Below are 17721 nucleotides of genomic sequence, written 5' to 3'. Positions count from 1 at the left end.
CTACTCCTTGCTGTCGTCGTCTTCGGAAGCGGCGCCATCGCGGGCGGGCGCCGGAAGGGGGCGGTAGAAGTCGCGGCTCCACCCGTATCCGACCCGTCCGCGCCGGGCCGGGTCGCCGCTTTCGGCCAAGGCCGTGATGAGCCGACCGTGGTCCAGGGCGATGTCCTCCGCTTTGAGCAGGGGGATCAGCCCTCGGACGTGCTGGACCGCCTCTCTGGTGCTGCCCGCGCCGACCGCCGCGTCGAGCCGCCGCACCAGTCCGCGGTTGACCGATTCGTGCTGGGGGAGCTGCGGCGGGTACTCCCGCTTCTCCAACTCGCCGGCCTTCCTGCGGGCGAGCTCCCGGCAGGCGGATCCCAGGCTGAAACCGGCCTGCCCCCGCTCGGCGGGGACGTGCATGGGTGCGTCCTTGGACTGCTGGTGGACCGCGAACAGGCCCAGTCCGTAGTGGATCGCCTCCTCCCAGCGCCGCGCCTGCCGGCCCTCCCCCAGGTCTCCGAGGATGTTGGCGATCGGCATGGCCAGGACCGGATTGGACCGGGGCGGGCCGGCGAACGCCTTCCGCCACCGGTTGAGCGTCGCCGGGGCTCCTTCCCGGAGCGCGGACGGAGCCCGCTTTCCCTCCCCGCCCTCGGTGAAGAGCTCCCCCAGCTCCCGCTGGAGGCGCCGCTCGCACTCGCGCCGCCACTCCGCGGCACGGTTCAGGTGTCCGTCCGTCCACACGGTCGGAGATGTCATCGTGGACCTCCGTTCTCGTCGTCTCCGCTTCCCCGACCGGCTTGCGGTACCGCCTGGTGCAGACGGTGGGTGAAGTCGTTCCAGGCGATGGCGAGGTTGATCGGCCGCGGCCTTCCCTCCTTGCCGCCGGGCGGAGGGCGGAGGCGCACCCGCTCTGCCGTCACCGGCGCGGACGCGGCGAGGTCCGCGGCGAGCCTGCCGGCCGCGGTGCGGACCCGCCGGTGCCATCCGCCCCTGTGCTCCTCTGCGGCCCGTCCGTCGGCGAGGCGGGCGATCCAGTCCCGGAACGGGTGGTCCAGCATCAGGTAGAGCCGGTTCTGCGCCTCGGCCTGGCGGCTCTTCTCCGCGTCCCCGTCGCCGCCTGCCGCGAAGGCGATGTCCGCGGCGAACCGGCCGAGCGCCCGCGCCGCCCGCTCCGAGTCCTCGACGCACCTGACCGCGACGGCGTCCAGCTCGTGTGCTCCCTGCGGGCGGAGCAGGGCCACCGGCAGCGGAAGCGTGTCGGTGTAGGTCTCCTCGACGACGGCGCTCTGGATCCCATATGTGGTGCCGAACGCCCGCACCTGGATGACGCGCTCCCCGGCCACCGCTCCGTCGGCGGCGGCGGCGAGGTTCTCCAAGGCCAATGGGCGCTTGTAGGCCTTCGGACCGCTGAGCTCGTTCTTGCGGCCGAGAATGCCGCCGAGGCCCCGCCAGAGCTGCCGACCGGGCCGGTGCCGCTCCGACCGGTACTGCTCCGGCATCCCCTCGGTGCGCTTCTCCTTCTTCTCATCGTCTTTGGACACCGCCCACCAGGCGGAGTGCGGTTCCAGGCTGTGCAGGGTGGACCCGTCCAGCAACCGGTCCCCGGCGCAGACCAGTACGTGCCGTACGGACGGCCCCTCTCCGTCTCGGGCCCCGCCGGGGCGCAGCCTCACCCGCCGCGCCGGCCAGCAGTACAGGTCGATGACGCCGCGGGGCAGCCGCTCCCGCCAGGTGGAGTCGAGGCCCTCCTCCCGTTCCCAGAAGGGGAGGTCGTCCTCGGGGGACACGTCGTCGTCCAACGGAAGGAGGTTGAACATGAGGGTCTCCCACAGGGTCGCCCCGGTGGGGAGGAGCACCCCGAGCGAGCCGAGGTGGCCGGTCCGGTTGCCGGTCGTCTTGCCGGCCTTCGCCTTCGGGTCGCCGATGGCCCCCGTCTTGATGCCGGCCGTGTCCCAGGCGTGCACGTGCACCAGCCAGCGCGCCGCCTCCGCCGGGGTGAGGCGGACGGGACGGCCGTCCCGGGCCGCGGAGAAGATCGGCGCGTTGTTGCCGCTGGCCGCGTGCGGAATGAGCAGGTTGGAGGGTTTGGCCCCACCGCCTTCGGCATCGCTTCTGCCTTTGACCGCCAGATCGGCCGCCTGGAAGAACGGGCGCTCCTCCGCGAACAGGTCGAACCGGTGCCGCCAGGTGTCGAGGTAGGCGTCGAGCGGTTCCCGGGGAAAGCGCCCCCAACCGTAGAGGAGCTTCCAGTCGACCTGGTTCCGGGGCTGCGACGCGTACTGCTTCCCGCCTTTGACGCCGAGGGCCCGGTGCAGCACCGCCAGCAGCAGCCGGACCAGCGCCGGGTACTGGGTGGGGACGTCCACCACGAGGTCCCGGATCTCGTGCGCCTCGGTCAGCGCCTCCCGCAGGGAGGCGGTGCGGTGCCGCCCGTCCACCCCGATGCAGGGCAGCCAGGGCTCATCGATCAGGTCGAAAGAGAGGCCGGCCTCTGTAGGGACGGTCACGGTCATGCGCTGATCCCCCGCTCCGGGTCGTAGCCCAAGGTCTTCTTTCCGTGCCGGACCGTTCCGGAGGTCCGTCCCAGCAGCAGCACGCGCAGCCCGCGCGCCCAGGGGGCGTTCTTCCACCCCGGTGGGCACTCGAGTGCATCAGTGTCGACCATCCACTTCGGCAGGCGGACCGTTTGGCCGAGAACGGCCTCTTTCTGCCTCCGGTTCGGGGTGCGATCGAGGGGAACGTCCACCTTGCCTCCGGCCGAGACGGTTCGCGCCACCGCCGTTCCGGCGCGGCGGAGCAGGACCGCCTCCACGCTCATCGGTCCCGAGCGGACCCGGAGCAGATGCCCGCGCTCCTCCTCATCGGCTTCGTGGGCGGTGGCGCGGCAGAGGGCGCCCAGGTCCGGATCGGAGGCGTCGGGCTCCTTCAGCAACAGGGCGCGCGCGTGCCGCCTGAGGTCGTCGAAGGCGCTCAGCGCACCGGCTCGGGCCTCTTTCATCGCCGCTTCCCAACCGGGCGGGCCGATCTCGTCCTCCCCGTACACCGTGTCGATGAGGCCTGGAACGTCCTGCGGGATCCGCAGCACGGGGCCGGTGGCGCGCTTCTGCTCCCCGGCCGCGGCCATGAGAGCGGCATGCGTGCGCAGCAGCAGGTGGTGCAGGTAGGGGCGGTCGTCCTTGGTCGGGTACCGCGGCGGCGCCGCTTCGGCTCCGATCGAGAACCCCGCGACGATCAGCTTCGGTTCCCTCAGGGCCTCGGGCCGGGGCTTCGGCCGCCGGTGCCGGTGCAGGCGTCCGGCCCGCTGCAGCAGCAGGTCGACCGGGGCCATGTCGCTGGCGACCAGGTCGAAATCGACGTCCAAGGACTGCTCTGCGACCTGGGTGGCGACGACGACATGCCGGCTCGGGCGCCCGGGGAGCTCGATCGCGTCCCCCGTCTCCTCGTCCTTCTTCGGCGGCCCGAACCGCTCCCGCAGCGAGGCGTCCAACCGGTTCCGGTCGTCCGCGGTGAAGCGGGAGTGGACCAGAGTGACCTGTTCTGCGCCGAAGAGGCCGACCAGCCCGTCATAGAGCTCCTGGGCGCGCCCGACGGTGTTGCGGACCGCCAGCGCGCACCCGCCGTCCGCCGTCAGGTCGGCGATCCGCCGTGCGAGCGGCAGTGGGCCCTCTCCTTCCGGGAAGAACTCCACGGCCAGGTCCGCGGCCCGCTCCTCGGTCCGCTCCGCCGCGCGGACGCCCACCCGTGGCGCCGATGCCTCCTCTACGCTCGGCGCGAAGAAGGACTCCGCCGGTGCGGGCTCGGCGGGGTCCGCCGATTCCACCCAGGTGACCTGCGGATACCCTGCGTCGACCGTGCCGTCCGCCCCGGGGGCGTAGGCATCGACGAGGGCGGCGCGCGCGGCGGGGGGCAGGGTGGCGGACAGCAGGATCACCGGGACTCCGTGCAGGCCGAGCCAGCGCAGTACCCGGTGGAGGATCTGCGCCATGTAGGTGTCGTAGGCGTGCACCTCGTCCACGACCACCGCCTTGCCGGCCAGGGCGGTGTGCCGGAGCATCACGTGCGGCGCGCTCACCCCGGCGAACAGCAGCTGGTCGATGGTGCCCACGGACACCGGGGAGAGCAGCGCCTTCTTGCCTCCCCGCATCCACTGGGACGCGGTGACCGCGTCCTGGCCGTGCTCGCCCACGCCCGCCAGCGGCAGGTCGTGGAACTTCTCGTGCCGGGCGGCCTTGCCGTGCACCAGCCCCACGGTGGGCGGGGTGCCCTGCGGCAGGCGGGTGACCCAGTCGTCGAGGACGCGGTCGAAGATCTGGTTGCCGGTGGCCTGGGTGGGCAGTGCGAAGAAGAGCCCGTTGGCACCGGACCGGGCCGCCATGACCTCGGCGGCGGCCAGTGCGGCCTCCGTCTTTCCCTCACCCGTGGGGGCCTCGATGACCATCAGGCCGGGCCGCTCCATGGACGCCGCGATGTCGTAGGCGACGACCTGGGTGTCGCGCGGGGTCCCGATCCCGAACCGGGAGCGGTAGTGCGCGTGCGCGTCCGGTTCCGGCTCGGGCCGCCAGACGTCGCCCAACTGCATGGTGGCGGCGAAACCGGACGAGGTGCGCCGCGAGGCCTCCGGGTAGTCCTCCGACCCCTTGTTCGCGTATCCGAACAACCCCTCGTTGCTGGCCAGCCAGTCGGCCAGAATGACCGCGCCGGCACAGGCCATCTGCGCCCCGATCGGCGGCACGTGGCCCGCGAGGAGGTCGAGCCGGACCCCGGATGCCTCGGTGAGCCGGTCGAAGAGTTCCCGCTGAGCACGGCGCCATTCCCCGCCGCCGATCTCGCTCTCGCCGAAGGCCGATTCCGCATGGAGGAGATCAGGGGCGGGAAACACCCCGTGGTGGCCGCCGACGACGGCGGCCGCCCATTTCGCCGCCCGTACCTCCCAGCCGGATTCCCTGGCGAACCGGTAGAGGAGGTGCGCCGAGACGAGGTTGTGCGCCCGGTGCTCCGGCGCCTTCGCCACCGGCAGCAGGGCCTTCACCCGGGGAAAGTGCAGATCGCTCCGCTGCTGGAATCCGGGGGTGCACTTGCCCAGGTCGTGCAGGGCCGCCAACCACCGGAAGAGCCCTCGGGCCAGTTGGTCCCGCTGCTCGGGCCCACCGGGGAGACCGACCGCCAGGCGCCTCCGGAACGCAGGGGAAAGGTAGCCGTCCCACAACCGATCGGCCACGTTCATGGTGTCCAGCGAATGCGCCGCCAGCGGGTGCCAATCTTTTTCGGTCACCCCTTCGGCTCTGCTTTTCGCGCCCGTCTTTCCCCAAACGGACCACGCCTCAGGTCCGAAACGGACATCCATGGACACACCCCGATCCCCAGTACCTGCGACCAGCCGAACGCATACTGTCACGAACGAACGACAATTCCCGTCCCGGAGTGCTCGCCGAAGAGCGGTCCCGGGGACCGGGGGATCAGGTGAAACCCGCCCCGGCGCAGAGGAGGCGGGCGGGGAACGCACTCGGCCGAGGCACCGAGTACAGCGATCCGGCCTGATCAGGGGAGCCCGCCCCGCTGATTCCGATGGCTTCCAGGGCAGTCGGTGCGGTCTTCTCCGGCACGTGGGCCCGGAACGGGCGAACGCCTCCGGAGCAGAGCGGTCGGCCGGTTGCGGCCATGCCCGCCCCCGCCCGCCCGGCCGGGCGGGCGGGCGGGCGGGGGCGGGGTCTTCAGGAGAGCGGGGTGCGGCGGACCGAGCGGCCTGCCAGGACGTCGGTGCGGCGGCCGTCGCGGATGACCGGCCGGCCGGAGATGAGGACGTGCGGGATGCCCTCGGGGAGGCTGCGCGGTTCGTCGAAGGTGGCGGTGTCGGCGACGGTGTCCGGGTCGAAGAGGACGAGGTCGGCGCGGTGGCCCTCGCGGACCAGGCCCCGGTCGGGGAGGCGGAGGCGGGCGGCGGGGCGGGAGGTGAGGTGGGCGACGCACTCCTCCAGGGAGAGCAGGCCCAGGTCGCGGCTGTAGCGGCCGAGGTAGCGGGGGAAGGTGCCGTAGGCGCGGGGGTGCGGCTTGGCGGCCTGGAGGAGGCCGTCGCTGCCGCCGGTGTGCACCGGGTGGCGCATGATGGTGCGGACGTTCTCCTCGTGCCCGACGTGCTGGAGGATGGCGGTGCCCAGCCGGTCGGCGGTGAGCAGCCGGTGCGCGACGGCGAACGGCTCCTCGCCGCGCTCGGCCGCCGAGGCGGCGATGGTGCGGCCGACGTAGGGCGCCAGCTCCGGATCGGAGACCCCGGAGATCTCGATGGTGTCCCACTCGATGGGCACCCCGTGGCAGCCGTCGGAGCCCTCCACCTCCATGGTGTGCCGGATGCGCGCCGTCTCGGCGGGGTCGGCGAGCCGGGCCAGGGTCGCCTCCGGGCCGCCCTCCCCCGCCCAGCTGGGCAGCATCGCGGCCAGGGTGGTGCTGCCCGGGGTGTAGGGGTAGGTGTCCAGGCTGATGTCGGCGCCCTCGGCGATGGCCGCGTCCAGCAGGTCGAGGAGGTCCTGGCCGCGGCCGGCATTGGGCGCGAAGTTCATGGTGGCGTGCGCCAGGTGCAGCGGGCAGCCGGACTCCTTGGCCAGCTCGACCATCTCCGCGTAGGCCTCCAGGGCGCCGGCCCCGTAGGAGCGGTGGTGCGGGCAGTAGTAGCCGCCGTAGGCGGCGGCCACCCTGCACAGCTCGGCCAGCTCCGCGCCGGAGGCGTACATGCCCGGGGTGTAGGTCAGCCCGGAGGACATGCCGACCGCGCCCTGCTCCATCCCCTCCGCGACCAAGCGCTTCATCGTGTCCAGCTCGTCGGCGGAGGGCGGGCGGTCCGCCCAGCCCATCGCGAGGATGCGCACCGTGCCCTGCGGGATCAGGTAGGCGGCGTTGACCGCGGTGCCCTGCCGGTCCAGGCGGTCCAGGTACTCCCCCACCGTGCGCCAGTCGAAGTCGATGTCGGAGCCGTCGCCGTTCCAGCCGGTGATGGCGCGGCGCACCTCGGCCAGGGTGCGGTCGTCCACCGGGGCGTAGGAGAGCCCGTCCTGCCCGATGACCTCCAGGGTGACCCCCTGGGCGGCCTTGGCCGAGTGGTCCGGGTCGCGGAGCAGCGCCAGGTCGGAGTGGGCGTGCATGTCGATGAAGCCGGGCGCCAGGGCCAGGCCGCCGGCGTCCAGGGTGCGGGCGGCCGAGGGGCGCGGCCCGGCGTCGCCCTCCCGGTGGATCGCGGTGATGCGCCCGCCGTCCACGCCGACGTCGGCGCGGTAGGACGGGCCTCCGCCGCCGTCGATGACGCGGGCTCCGGTGATGACCAGGTCCATGGGGGGTCCTTCCTCGGTCTGGTGGGCTCCGGCGGGCCCGGAGGGGCCGGTGGCGCGGGCCGGGGAGAAGGGCGGCCCCGGGGGGCGGTGCGCCCCTCCCCGGGCCCCTCCTCGCGCCGGCCTAGAAGAAGGTGCGGATCAGGTCGGTGACCGTGCCGTCCTCCTCGACCAGGGGCACCATCTGCCACTTGTCGAAGATCGTGCAGGGGTGCGACATGCCCATGCCGACCCAGTCGCCGACCTCCAGGTCGGCGCCGTCCACCCGGAGCCAGGCGTGCTGGTCGGACAGGCCGGTGACGGCGACCCCCTCGGCGCGGCGGACCGCGCCGTCGCGGGCCGAGCGGACCAGGTGCACCTCGGGCAGGTGCTGGTCGTAGGCGGCGTCCCGGCGGCCCGCGTTGAGGAACGCCTGGCCGGGCTCGGGCCGGGAGACCACCTGCGCCCACAGCGTGAACGCCGCGCGCAGCTCCCCCTCCTCCGGGACCCGGTTGAACGGGGTGCGCTCGCGGTACAGGCCGTCGTCGTGCGAGACGTAGGCGCCGGAGCGGAGCAGCTTGAGCACCGGCCGGGAGAGCCCGCCGAGCTCCGCGAAGACCTCGGCGACCTGGTCGAACCAGGCGCTGCCGCCGGCGGTGACCATGATCTGCTCGTCCGCGCCGAGGTGGTCGAAGCGGCCCGCGGCGTCGAACGCGGCGGCCAGGCCGGTGAGCCGGCGCAGCCAGGCGGCGACCCGCTCCGGGTCCGCGCCGGGGACCTCGCCCTCGTAGCCCGCGACGCCGATCAGGCGGAGCGCGCCGGCGGCGGCGACCGCGTCGGCGACCTCGGCGGCCTCCTTCTCGGTGCGCACCCCGGTGCGGGCGCCGTCGCCCGCGCCCAGCTCGACCACGACGTCCACCGGGCGCCGGGCGCCGGCGGCGCGCAGCGCGGCGTCCATCAGCTCGACGCCGCGCACCGAGTCCGCGTAGCAGGAGAAGGCGAAGCCGGGGTCGGCGTCGAGCTCGGCGGCGAGCCAGCGCAGCGCGGCGGCGTCCACCAGCTCGTTGGCGAGGAAGATGCGCGGGACGCCGAACCGGCGGGCCAGCCGCACCTGGTGCGGCACGGCCAGGGTGATCCCCCAGGCTCCGCGCTCCAGCTGGCGCTCGAACAGCTGCGGCGCCATCGACGTCTTGCCGTGCGGGGCGAACGCCAGGCCGTGCCGTTCGGCGTAGGACTCCATCAGCGCCAGGTTGTGCTCGGTCCGCTCGGCCGACAGCGCCAGCACCGGGGTGGTGAAGCCGCCGGTGAACAGGTTGCGCCGCTCGGCCGCCAGCGCGCCGGCCGCCAGCCCCGCGGCGTCCGGCGGGAGCCCCTTGAAGCGTTCGTCGACGATCTCGCCGGCGAGCGTGTCGAGGCCGGTGAGGCGGCCCCCCGAAGGGCTGTCGGCGCTGGTCATGGCGGCTCCCCGAGGTGCGTTGCAGCATGTGCAATGGTCGTTGCGTTCGTCGCTCATCGCTGTCTACCATCCGGGGAAGCGGTGGTCAACGGCGCCTTCGGGCCGTCCGGCCGCCGTCCGACCGACGCCCCGGTGGACGAGGAGCCCTTCCCGACGTGAACAGCACCGCGCCGCACGCCCCCGAGGCGGTCTGCCTCGGAGAGTCCCTGGTGACGTTCCTGCCGTCGCGCCCGGGCCGGCTCGCCGATGTGCCCTCGTTCGACCGCTCGCTGGGCGGCGCCGAGTCCAACGTGGCCTGCACCCTGGCCGCCGCCGGGCACCGGGCCCGCTGGCTCAGCCGGGTCGGCGCCGACGGCTTCGGCGACTACCTGGTGCGCGCCGTCGCCTCCTACGGGGTGGACACCTCCGCGGTCGGCCGCGACCCGCACCGGCCCACCGGCGTCTACTTCCGCACCGCCGGGGAGCGGCCCACCGGCCCGGATGGCGGCCCCGAGCTGTCCGAGGTGGTCTACTACCGGGCCGGCTCCGCGGCCTCGGCGATGTCGGCGGAGACGGTGCCCGCCGCCGACGCCGACGCCGGCCGGGTGCTGCACCTGACCGGCATCACCGCCGCGCTCTCCGCGGACTGCCTGGGCCTGCTCCGCCGGCTCACCTCGGACCGCCCCGGCCGCCCGCTGGTCTCCTTCGACGTCAACTACCGGGCCGGGCTGTGGCCCGGCGCCCCGGCCGGCCCGGAGGTCCTGCTCGACCTGGCCCGCGGCTGCGACGTGGTGTTCGTCGGCGAGGACGAGGCCGAGGCGGCCTGGGGGGTGTCCGGCGGCCCCGCGGCGGTGCGCGCCGCGCTGCCCGAGCCGCCGGTGCTGGTCGTCAAGGAGGGCCCGGCCGGCGCCACCGCGTTCACCCCGCAGACCCCCGGCGGGCTGTTCGCCCCGGCCGCCCGGGTGGACGTGGTGGCCCCGGTGGGGGCGGGCGACGCGTTCGCCGCCGGGTTCCTCTCCGCGACGCTGCGCGGCCTGGCCCCGCTGGAGCGGCTCCGCCACGGGCACCTCTTCGCGGCCGCCGCGCTCGCCGTCCCCGGCGACCTGGCCGAGCCGCCGTCCCGGGAGCGCACCGGCGAGCTGGCCGCCCTCTCCGACGGCGACTGGGAGAGACTGCGCCTCGGCCCCGGCTGGACCGCCGGGGCGGGATCTCCTGCCGGAAAGGCCCGGACGCCATGAGCCAGACCGTCGACCGCGCCCTGACCATCCTCCCGCTCCTCGCCGAGGGGCCCGCCGGCCTGGAGGAGGTGGCCACCCGGCTCGGCGTGCACAAGTCGACCGCGCTGCGGCTGCTGCGCACCCTGTGCGAGCACGGCGTGGTCTACCGCCAGCCCGACCAGCGCTACCGGCTGGGCGCCCGGCTGTTCGCCCTGGCCCAGCAGGCGATGGAGTCGCTGGACGTGCGCGACGTCGCCCACCCGCACCTGGCCCGGCTGAACGCCGAGACCGGGCACACCGTGCACCTCGCGGTGTACGAGGAGGGCGAGGTCATCTACATCGACAAGGTCGACAGCCGCTACCCGGTGCGGATGTACTCGCGCATCGGCCGGCCGGTGGCGATCACCGTGGCCGCGGTGGCCAAGCTGCTGCTGGCGGACCTCCCCGAGGCGGAGCGGCACGAGGTCGCCCGCCGCCTCGACTACCCCCGATACACGCCCCGCTCGACACCGGACGCCCCGGCCTTCCTGGCCGAACTGGCCAAGGTGCGCGCGCAGGGGTGGGCCACCGACCTGGGTGGCCACGAGGAGTCCATCAACTGCGTCGCGGCGCCGATCCGCGGCCCGGACGGGCGCGTCGCCGCGGCGATGTCGCTGTCCGCGCCCAACGTCGTGGTGGGCGCGGACGGGCTCCTCGCCCTGCTCCCGCAGATCCGGCGCACCGCCGAGGCGATCTCCGCGGAGTACTCCGGAACGGCCCCCGGGCCGGCCGGAACCTGACCGCCGGGCACCCGCCCCCGCGGCACCGAAGAACAGCCACGTATGAGGAGAGCGCACCGATGAGCGAGCCGTCGAAGAAGACCGCCCTCACCCCGGCCACCCACACCACGCCCCCGGCGAAGTTCTCGCACGGCGTGAAGAAGGGCAGCATCCTGCAGGTCGCCGGGCAGGTCGGGTTCGGCCCGGCGGTGCAGGGCCAGGCCCCGGCCCCGGTCGGCCCGACCCTGCGCGAGCAGACCCTGCAGACCTTCGCCAACGTGCAGGCGATCCTGGAGGAGGGCGGCGCGACCTGGGAGGACGTGATGATGGTCCGCGTCTACCTGACCGACACCGCGCACTTCGCCGAGTTCAACGAGATCTACAACTCCTACTTCGCCGACCTGAAGGAGGCCCCGGCGGCCCGCACCACGGTCTACGTGGGCCTGCCCGCCGGGCTGCTGGTGGAGGTCGACGCCCTGGCCGTGCTGGGCTGACGCCCCCGCCGGGGGCGCGCCCCCGGTCCGGGCCCGGCGGCCTGCCCCGGAGACCCCGGGAGGAGCCGCCGCGGCCCCTGCGCCGGTACCGGTCGCGCCCGTCCCGCACCGGTACCGGCGCCCTCCGGGCGGACGCGGCCCGGACGGGGGCGCGGCGGCACCGCGCACCCCGCGGACCGCCCCCGGCCGCCCCCGGCGGAGGCCGGAGCGGCCCCCGCCGGGGGGAGAAGACGGAGGACCCCGAGGAGCGGCCGGCGCACCGGCCGCCCCGCCGGGCGCCCCCGGTACATCCGAAGAGCACACCGCACCCGGAGAGCACGCCCCCGGCCCCGACCGGCCGCCGCCTCCGGGAAAAGGGGCGCACCCGCCGTCCACCGGAGGACCGACCGGTCCGCAGGAGGCGGGAGAGCCGCCCGAACGGACGGCCGCCGGGCCCGGACCCGCCGGCCCCGAGCGCCCGCGCCCCTGCGCGGGAGGAACCCGTGGAACCCGGCCGCGAACGGCCGCCCCCCGCATCCGCGAACCGATCCGCCGCCTCTCCCGCGGCACGGACACCGCGGCCCACCGCCCTCTACGCGCCTCCAGGCACCCGGCCGGAGCGGGACTCCGCCCCGCTCTCCCGCCGGCATCCCCCGAACCCGGCCCGCGGGCCGGGAGCACCACCACCGTCCACCACCGAGTGAAAAGACGTACCTCCCATGCACCTCAGCGCAGCCGCCGGGGAAGGCGCCGCGTCCGGCGGCCTCCTCGCCTTCATCCCAGGGACCGCCGGCCTGATCACCATCGCGGTCCTCGGCATCGCCCTGCTGCTCCTGCTCATCATCCGCTTCCGGCTGCAGCCGTTCGTGGCGCTGCTCGCGGTGTCGATCGCCGTCGGCCTGGCCGCCGGGCTCTCCGTCACCGACCTGTTCGGCACCGTCCAGAAGTCCGACGCGGTCTCGCTGATCGAATCGGGGATGGGCGGCATCCTCGGCCACGTCGCCATCATCATCGGCCTGGGCACGATGATCGGCGCGATCCTGGAGACCAGCGGCGGCGCCGCCGTGCTGGCGCAGCGGATCGAGCGGCTGTTCGGCGAGCGGCGCGCCCCGCTCGCCATGGGCCTGACCGGGCTGATCTTCGGCATCCCGGTCTTCTTCGACGTCGGCATCTTCGTGCTCGCGCCGCTGGTCTACGCGGCGGCCAGGCGGTCCGGAAAGTCGGTGGTGCTGTACGCCATGCCGCTGCTGGCCGGGCTCTCCATGACGCACGCCTTCCTTCCGCCGCACCCCGGTCCGGTGGCCGCCGCCGGGCTGCTCGGGGTCGACCTGGGCTGGGTCATCATCATGGGCCTGGTCTGCGGCCTCCCCGCGGTGATCGCGGGCTGGGCGTTCTCCGCCTGGATCGGCCGGCGGGTGTTCGTGGAGGTCCCGCACGACATGGTGGAGGCCGCCGAGGAGTCCCGGGCGGCGGTCGAGGCGGAGCGGCGCGCCAAGGGCGGCGCCGCGACCGAGGAGCCGGCGCCGCTCGGTGCGGTGCTGGCCATCATCGGGGTCCCGCTGGTGCTGATCCTGCTGGCCACCTTCTCCTCGATCGCGATGGAGGAGTCGGCGCTGCGCACCGCGCTGGAGTTCACCGGCAACCCGTTCGTCGCGCTGACCATCGCCCTGCTGCTGGCGTACTGGCTGCTCGGGGTCAGGCAGGGCTGGAGCCGCAAGTCGCTGGAGACCGTCTCCACCAACTCGCTCAAGCCGGTCGGCAACATCCTGCTGGTGGTCGGCGCGGGCGGCGTGTTCGGCGCGGTGCTGCAGGGCACCGGGATCGCCCAGGCGCTGGCCGACGTGTTCCAGGGCGCCGGGATGCCGGTGATCGTGCTGGCCTGGCTGCTGGCGGTGGCGCTCCGGGTGGCGCAGGGCTCGGCGACGGTGGCGATCGTGACCACCGCGGGCATCGTCGCGCCGCTGCTGTCCGGCGGCGAGTACTCCCAGCCCGCCATCGCCCTGGTGATCATGGCGATCTCGGCCGGGTCGATCTTCGCCTCGCACGTCAACGACGGCGGTTTCTGGATCGTCGCCAAGTACTTCGGCATCTCCGAGCGGGACACCCTGCGCACCTGGACGGTGCTGGAGACGGTGCTGTCCGTGGCCGGCTTCGCGGTGGCGGCACTGGTCAGCCTGTTCGTCTGACCCCCCGGCCGGGGTCGGCGCGCGCGGGGGCGGGGCGGTAGGTTCGCGCCATGCAGAACCGCCCCCGCGCGCGCCGCCGGGCCGGGGAGGGCGGCGCCCTCCCCGGCCGGCCGGGCGCCGCCCCGCCCCTGCCGCCCCGGCCGTCCTCCGCCCCCGAGGCGGGCCGGTGACCGCCCGGCGCGCCCCCGCCGGCCCCCCGGTGCTCGGGGTGGACGTGGGCGGGGTGGTGATCGACCGGGTCGCCGACGGCACGGACACCTCGTTCTTCGGCGACGACCCGATGAGCACCCCCGCGGTCCCCGGGGTGTTCGCCGCGCTGGCCGCGCTGGCCGAGGCCTTCGCCGGGCGGGTCCACGTGATCTCCAAGGCCGGGCCGCGGACCGCGCAGCGCACCAGGGACTGGATGGCGGTGCACCGGTTCGCCGAGCGCACCGGCGTCCCCCTGGAGGACCTGCACTTCGTCCGGGAGCGGCCGGACAAGGCGCCGGTCGCCGCGCGGCTGGGCGTCACGCACTTCGTCGACGACCGGCTGGACGTCCTGGTCCACCTGGACTCCGTACCGCACCGGTACCTGTTCACCGGCGGCCTGGGCGAGGAGGAGCCGCCGTCCGCGGTCCCCGGCTGGGCGGTCCGCGCCGACACCTGGCCCGAGCTGACCCGGCTGATCCTGGGGTCGCTGCGGGACGGGGACGCGGGCGCGCGGGACGGCGGGCGGTGAACACCCGAACCGGGAGGAGCGGGTCGGTGGTGCGCCGGATCCGCGGCCTGGCCGTGGTGGAGACGCTGTGCATCCCGCTGTTCGCCGCGGTCGCGCTGCTGTGGGAGATGCCGCTCACCGCCGCCAACGCCGCCGGCCTGGGGCTGCTCTTCCTCCTGATCGCCGAGGGCGGCGCCTACTGGCGGGCCAAGGCGCGGCAGCTGGCCCGGGACCTGCCTCTCCCCGAGGGCATGCCGGTCTTCGCCGCGCTGAAGCGGGCGAACCTCGTGCTGTTCGCCGCGGCGGCGGCCGCCATCGCCGCGGCCCTGGCCGGCGGCGATACGGGCACCCGGGTCTGGCCCGGCGTCCTGCTCTGGCTCTTCGCGCTGGTGGAGCAGGTGAACTACTTCCACGTGCAGCTCTCCCACGACAACCGCGCCGACCTCGCCCGGCTGCTGCGGACCCGGCGCCTGCACCGCTCGCACCTCGCCCGCGACCTGGACCGGGCCCGCCGCCGCCCCGCGCCGTGATCCCCGCGCCCCGGCCGACCGGGTCCGGCGGGACCGGCAGGGGGCGGCGGAGGTAGGGAAGCCGGCGGGAAGAACAGCGCGGAAGGTCGCCCGCTGTCCCTCCGTTGTGGAAGAGTCCTTCACATAAACCCGCAAATCGGAGGGTGTGAGGGGCTGATGACTGAGGGACACGAAGGCACCGCCGACCCGAGGCTGGAGGCGCAGGGCGAGCTGAGCATGGCCCGGCTCGCGCTGGACGAGGGCGACCTGCGGCACGCCGCCGACCACGTCGCCCGGGCCCTCGTCTTCGAACCGGCACTGCCCGAGGCCCATGAGCTGCTCGCCCGGCTGGCCGTGCGCCCCGACGGCGGACCGGACCTGTTCCCGATGGACAAGTCGGTCTTCCTCGGCACGGTGGTGGCGCGGGCGCACGCTCTGGCCGCCCTGGGCCGGTACGACGAGGCGCTGCCGCTGCTGGTCTCGGCCCAGTGCCACCGGCCCGACGGCGCCTGGGCCGACTCCGCCTGGATGCACGATCCCGCGACCACCGGCCGGCTCCCCGCCGAGCTCGTGCACACCTCCCTGCTCCGGCTCGTCTCCGCGCTGGACGACCCGGTCCCCGAGGAGGCCCGCGCGGCCGTCGCCCCCTACCTGTCCCTGGTCCGCTCCGTGCTGGCGGCCGATCCGGGGCACGCCGCGCTGATGTGGTCGGCGTCGATGCTGCTCCGCCGCACCGGCGACACCGGGGAGGCGATCGACCTCGCGCTCCGCTCCGAGCGGCTGGACCCCTCCTTCCACGCCGCGACCGCCGCCGGGTACGCCTACCGCGCCGAGCAGCGCTGGCAGGAGGCGGAGGACGCGTGGATCCGCGCGCTCGGCTTCGACCCGACCAACGCCGCGCTCCACACCGACATCGGCGAGCTGCTCGCCTCGGCCGGCCGGCCCCGGGACGGCCTGTCCTGGGTCGAGCGCGGGCTGGCGTTCGAACCGGACGACCCCAGCGCCTTCCCCACCTCCCGCGGCCTGCGGTTCCGCCTGGACGGGTCGCTGCACCACCTCGTCGAGCTCGCCGACCACCTGCGCGACCGCCCGGACAACGCGCACGGCGACAACGTGCTGGCGCAGAGCTCCCAGTCCCGCTACTGGCTGGGGCCGATCCCGCCGCCCACCGAGGCGGTCGCCAACGTGCTGCACCGGTTCCTGGAGGACGGCGAGCACGACGGCGCCGCCCCGGAGGAGCTGCCGAGCGCGTCGCTGACCGTGTCCGCGCCGGAGCCGCCCAGCGCGCTGCTGGCCTTCTGCCGCGCCCTGCCGGGCTCCTCCGTGCAGATCACCGAGGTGCAGGAGCCCGACGTCCGGAGGCCGGTCCCCGAGGTGTTCGACCGCGGGCCGGTGCGCCGCGTCGACCGCCGGGTGTGGGAGTACGACGGGACCGCCGCCCGGCCGGGCGTCCCGCCGCCCTCGGCGGAGTCCGCCGAGGCGGTCCGCCGCGCGGCCGCCTACCCGTGGCGGCACCTCCCCGGCGCCTACGACGACGCCGTGCACCTGTCCGGGGTCCCGCTGGAGGACCTGCTGGGGGTGCTGGTGCACCCGCCGGAGCCGCCCACCGGGACGCCGGGGGTGTGGCCGGCCTGGGTGCGCCGGGTGCAGTCCTGGGCCTGCCTGGGCATCGCCCACCACCGCAGCGACGAGCCGTGGGACGGGTCCGAGCGCCGCCGCGTCCTGGTGGACCTGGCCTACGGCCCGGAGGACTGGGTGACCGAGGCGGCGCTGCTCGCCCTGGTCGCCACCGCCTGGACCCACCCCGAGGCCCGGCAGGACGTCGCCGAGCTGGTCTCCTGGCGCTTCCTCGCCGCCGCCGAGGCCGCCCGCGGGCGCCCGGTCACCATCCTGGACTCGCTGGCCCGGCTGGTGCAGGCCGCCCCCGAGGCCTCCGCGGAGATCCTCCGCCTCGCCGAAGAGGTCCTCTCCGCAGACGGCGGGGACGCGGAGGACGGCGGAGAGCGGGGGTAGGACCCGCCCTCCGAGGCGGCCGCGGGCCGCCGGGGGCGGAGCGTCCCCGGCCGGCCGCCCGCGCGGCCGGGCGGCCCTCGCGGCCGGGGCGGTCAGGGCGGCGGGCCGCCGCTCGCCGCCCGCTCGCCGGCGCTCCACAGGGCCGCGGAGGCGCACACCAGCGCGGAGCCGAGCAGCGCGGTGGGCATGCCGGTGGTCGGCACGGTCGCGCTGTTGTCCCAGCCCGCCCAGAGCAGCAGCGCGGAGATCGCGCCCAGCCCGCCGGCGACGGTGGCCGCAACCCGGGTGGCCTCGGCCGAGTAGACCAGGGCGGCCAGGGCGGCGAGCATCGCCGCGAGGAGCGGGACCAGCGCGACCAGGGTGATCTCCATGCCCCGGTGCCCTTCCGGGCGGAGCAGCGTCCAGCTGAGCAGCTCGGCCCCGGTGGCGGCGCTGCGGGTGGGGGCGGAGAAGATCTCGTAGCCGCCGCCGATCGGCGCGTCGGCCCGGAGCCACGGCAGCGACCAGGAGACCGCGAGCGCGGTGAACCCCGCGGCCAGCCCCGCGGTGGCGAGCCGCAGCCGCGGCGCGGCCCGCTGCGCCCGGTGCACCGCGTCCTCCAACCGCGCGATCCGCACCATCGCCTCGTCCGGCCGGCCCGCCTCGCCGGCGCTCTGGCCCCCGGCCGATCCGGGCGGCGCGGAGGGCCCGGACGGCGCAGGCGGCGGCGCTGAGGGCGCGGGCCGCACCGGCGGAGGCGCCGGCGGGCGGGGCGGCCCGGTGGGCCCGGAACGTTCGTCTCCCGAATTCATGCCCCGCATTATCGCCGGAGGCGCGGCCGGGCGGCAGAGAGCGGCTCCCCGCCCCGCTCCGCACCGCCCCTCCAGACCGCCGGGCCGGCCGCCGGAGCGCCGCGAGGAGGACCGATGGACCGCCGGCGGCCGCCCGCGCGGGGGCCGCGGAGGGGGAAGCGGGCGGCCCGGGGCCGAACGCGGGCGGGCGGAGCGCCGGGCGCCCGCCCCCTCGGGCGCGCCCGAGGACCGTGCCGCCGGAGGCAGGGGGGCGCGGAGGCGGGCGGCCCTCTTCCGCACGGGGGCGGTGCGGCGCGGGGAGGGGGCCGGGCAGGGGCGGTCCGGGGGGTCCGGGGCGTCCGTCTTCTCGGTTCATGCCGGCATTC

At 75.4% G+C, this 17721-nt stretch carries 13 protein-coding genes; 7 read left to right on the top strand and 6 right to left on the bottom strand.

Going from position 1 to position 17721, the window contains the following annotated elements:
• The 5 genes from casB to J0910_RS07325 form a co-directional block, all read right to left on the bottom strand.
• Positions 1-738, bottom strand: a complete 738-nt coding sequence (gene casB / locus J0910_RS07345) for a type I-E CRISPR-associated protein Cse2/CasB (RefSeq protein ID WP_420157762.1) — start codon at positions 736-738, stop codon at positions 1-3.
• Positions 735-2495, bottom strand: coding sequence for a type I-E CRISPR-associated protein Cse1/CasA (casA, locus tag J0910_RS07340; RefSeq protein WP_420157761.1), 1761 nt, complete (start codon positions 2493-2495; stop codon positions 735-737). Before casA ends, casB begins: the two co-directional genes overlap by 4 nt.
• Positions 2492-5326 (bottom strand): CRISPR-associated helicase Cas3', encoded by a 2835-nt coding sequence (gene cas3, locus J0910_RS07335; protein ID WP_420157760.1) that lies wholly within the window; start codon positions 5324-5326, stop codon positions 2492-2494. The genes casA and cas3 overlap by 4 nt, the downstream gene beginning before the upstream one ends.
• A gap of 367 nt (positions 5327-5693) precedes the next feature.
• Positions 5694-7301 (bottom strand): N-acyl-D-amino-acid deacylase family protein, encoded by a 1608-nt coding sequence (locus tag J0910_RS07330; RefSeq protein WP_420157759.1) that lies wholly within the window; start codon positions 7299-7301, stop codon positions 5694-5696.
• Between the two features lie 121 nt (positions 7302-7422).
• Positions 7423-8733, bottom strand: coding sequence for an alanine racemase (locus J0910_RS07325; RefSeq protein ID WP_420157758.1), 1311 nt, complete (start codon positions 8731-8733; stop codon positions 7423-7425).
• A 155-nt stretch (positions 8734-8888) separates the two neighbouring features.
• Between J0910_RS07325 and J0910_RS07320 the strand changes: the two genes are divergently transcribed.
• The 7 genes from J0910_RS07320 (at position 8889) to J0910_RS07290 (ending at position 16565) form a co-directional block, all read left to right on the top strand.
• Positions 8889-9950, top strand: a complete 1062-nt coding sequence (locus J0910_RS07320; RefSeq protein WP_420157757.1) for a sugar kinase — start codon at positions 8889-8891, stop codon at positions 9948-9950.
• The gene (locus J0910_RS07315) at positions 9947-10708 is read left to right on the top strand and encodes an IclR family transcriptional regulator (RefSeq protein WP_420157756.1); all 762 of its coding nucleotides are present in this window, start codon (positions 9947-9949) and stop codon (positions 10706-10708) included. The genes J0910_RS07320 and J0910_RS07315 overlap by 4 nt, the downstream gene beginning before the upstream one ends.
• A 59-nt stretch (positions 10709-10767) precedes the next feature.
• Positions 10768-11181 (top strand): RidA family protein, encoded by a 414-nt coding sequence (locus J0910_RS07310; RefSeq protein WP_420157755.1) that lies wholly within the window; start codon positions 10768-10770, stop codon positions 11179-11181.
• A gap of 698 nt (positions 11182-11879) precedes the next feature.
• Positions 11880-13346, top strand: coding sequence for a GntP family permease (locus J0910_RS07305; protein WP_420157754.1), 1467 nt, complete (start codon positions 11880-11882; stop codon positions 13344-13346).
• 166 nt (positions 13347-13512) lie between these two features.
• Positions 13513-14064, top strand: coding sequence for a hypothetical protein (locus tag J0910_RS07300; RefSeq protein ID WP_420157753.1), 552 nt, complete (start codon positions 13513-13515; stop codon positions 14062-14064).
• Positions 14065-14090: 26 nt separating this feature from the next.
• The gene (locus J0910_RS07295) at positions 14091-14573 is read left to right on the top strand and encodes a hypothetical protein (RefSeq protein ID WP_420157752.1); all 483 of its coding nucleotides are present in this window, start codon (positions 14091-14093) and stop codon (positions 14571-14573) included.
• Positions 14574-14729: 156 nt separating this feature from the next.
• The gene (locus J0910_RS07290) at positions 14730-16565 is read left to right on the top strand and encodes a tetratricopeptide repeat protein (protein WP_420157751.1); all 1836 of its coding nucleotides are present in this window, start codon (positions 14730-14732) and stop codon (positions 16563-16565) included.
• Positions 16566-16657: 92 nt separating this feature from the next.
• Here the strand turns inward: J0910_RS07290 and J0910_RS07285 are convergent, their stop codons facing one another.
• On the bottom strand, positions 16658-17185 hold the full coding sequence (locus J0910_RS07285; protein ID WP_420157750.1) for a hypothetical protein: 528 nt from the start codon (positions 17183-17185) through the stop codon (positions 16658-16660).
• Positions 17186-17721 lie beyond the last annotated feature (536 nt).

This window comes from Nocardiopsis oceanisediminis, from assembly GCF_048595525.1.
Classification (GTDB): domain Bacteria; phylum Actinomycetota; class Actinomycetes; order Streptosporangiales; family Streptosporangiaceae; genus Nocardiopsis_A; species Nocardiopsis_A oceanisediminis.
The sequence above is the reverse complement of the archived record's forward strand: the minus strand, read 5'-3'. Positions and strand labels throughout refer to the sequence as shown.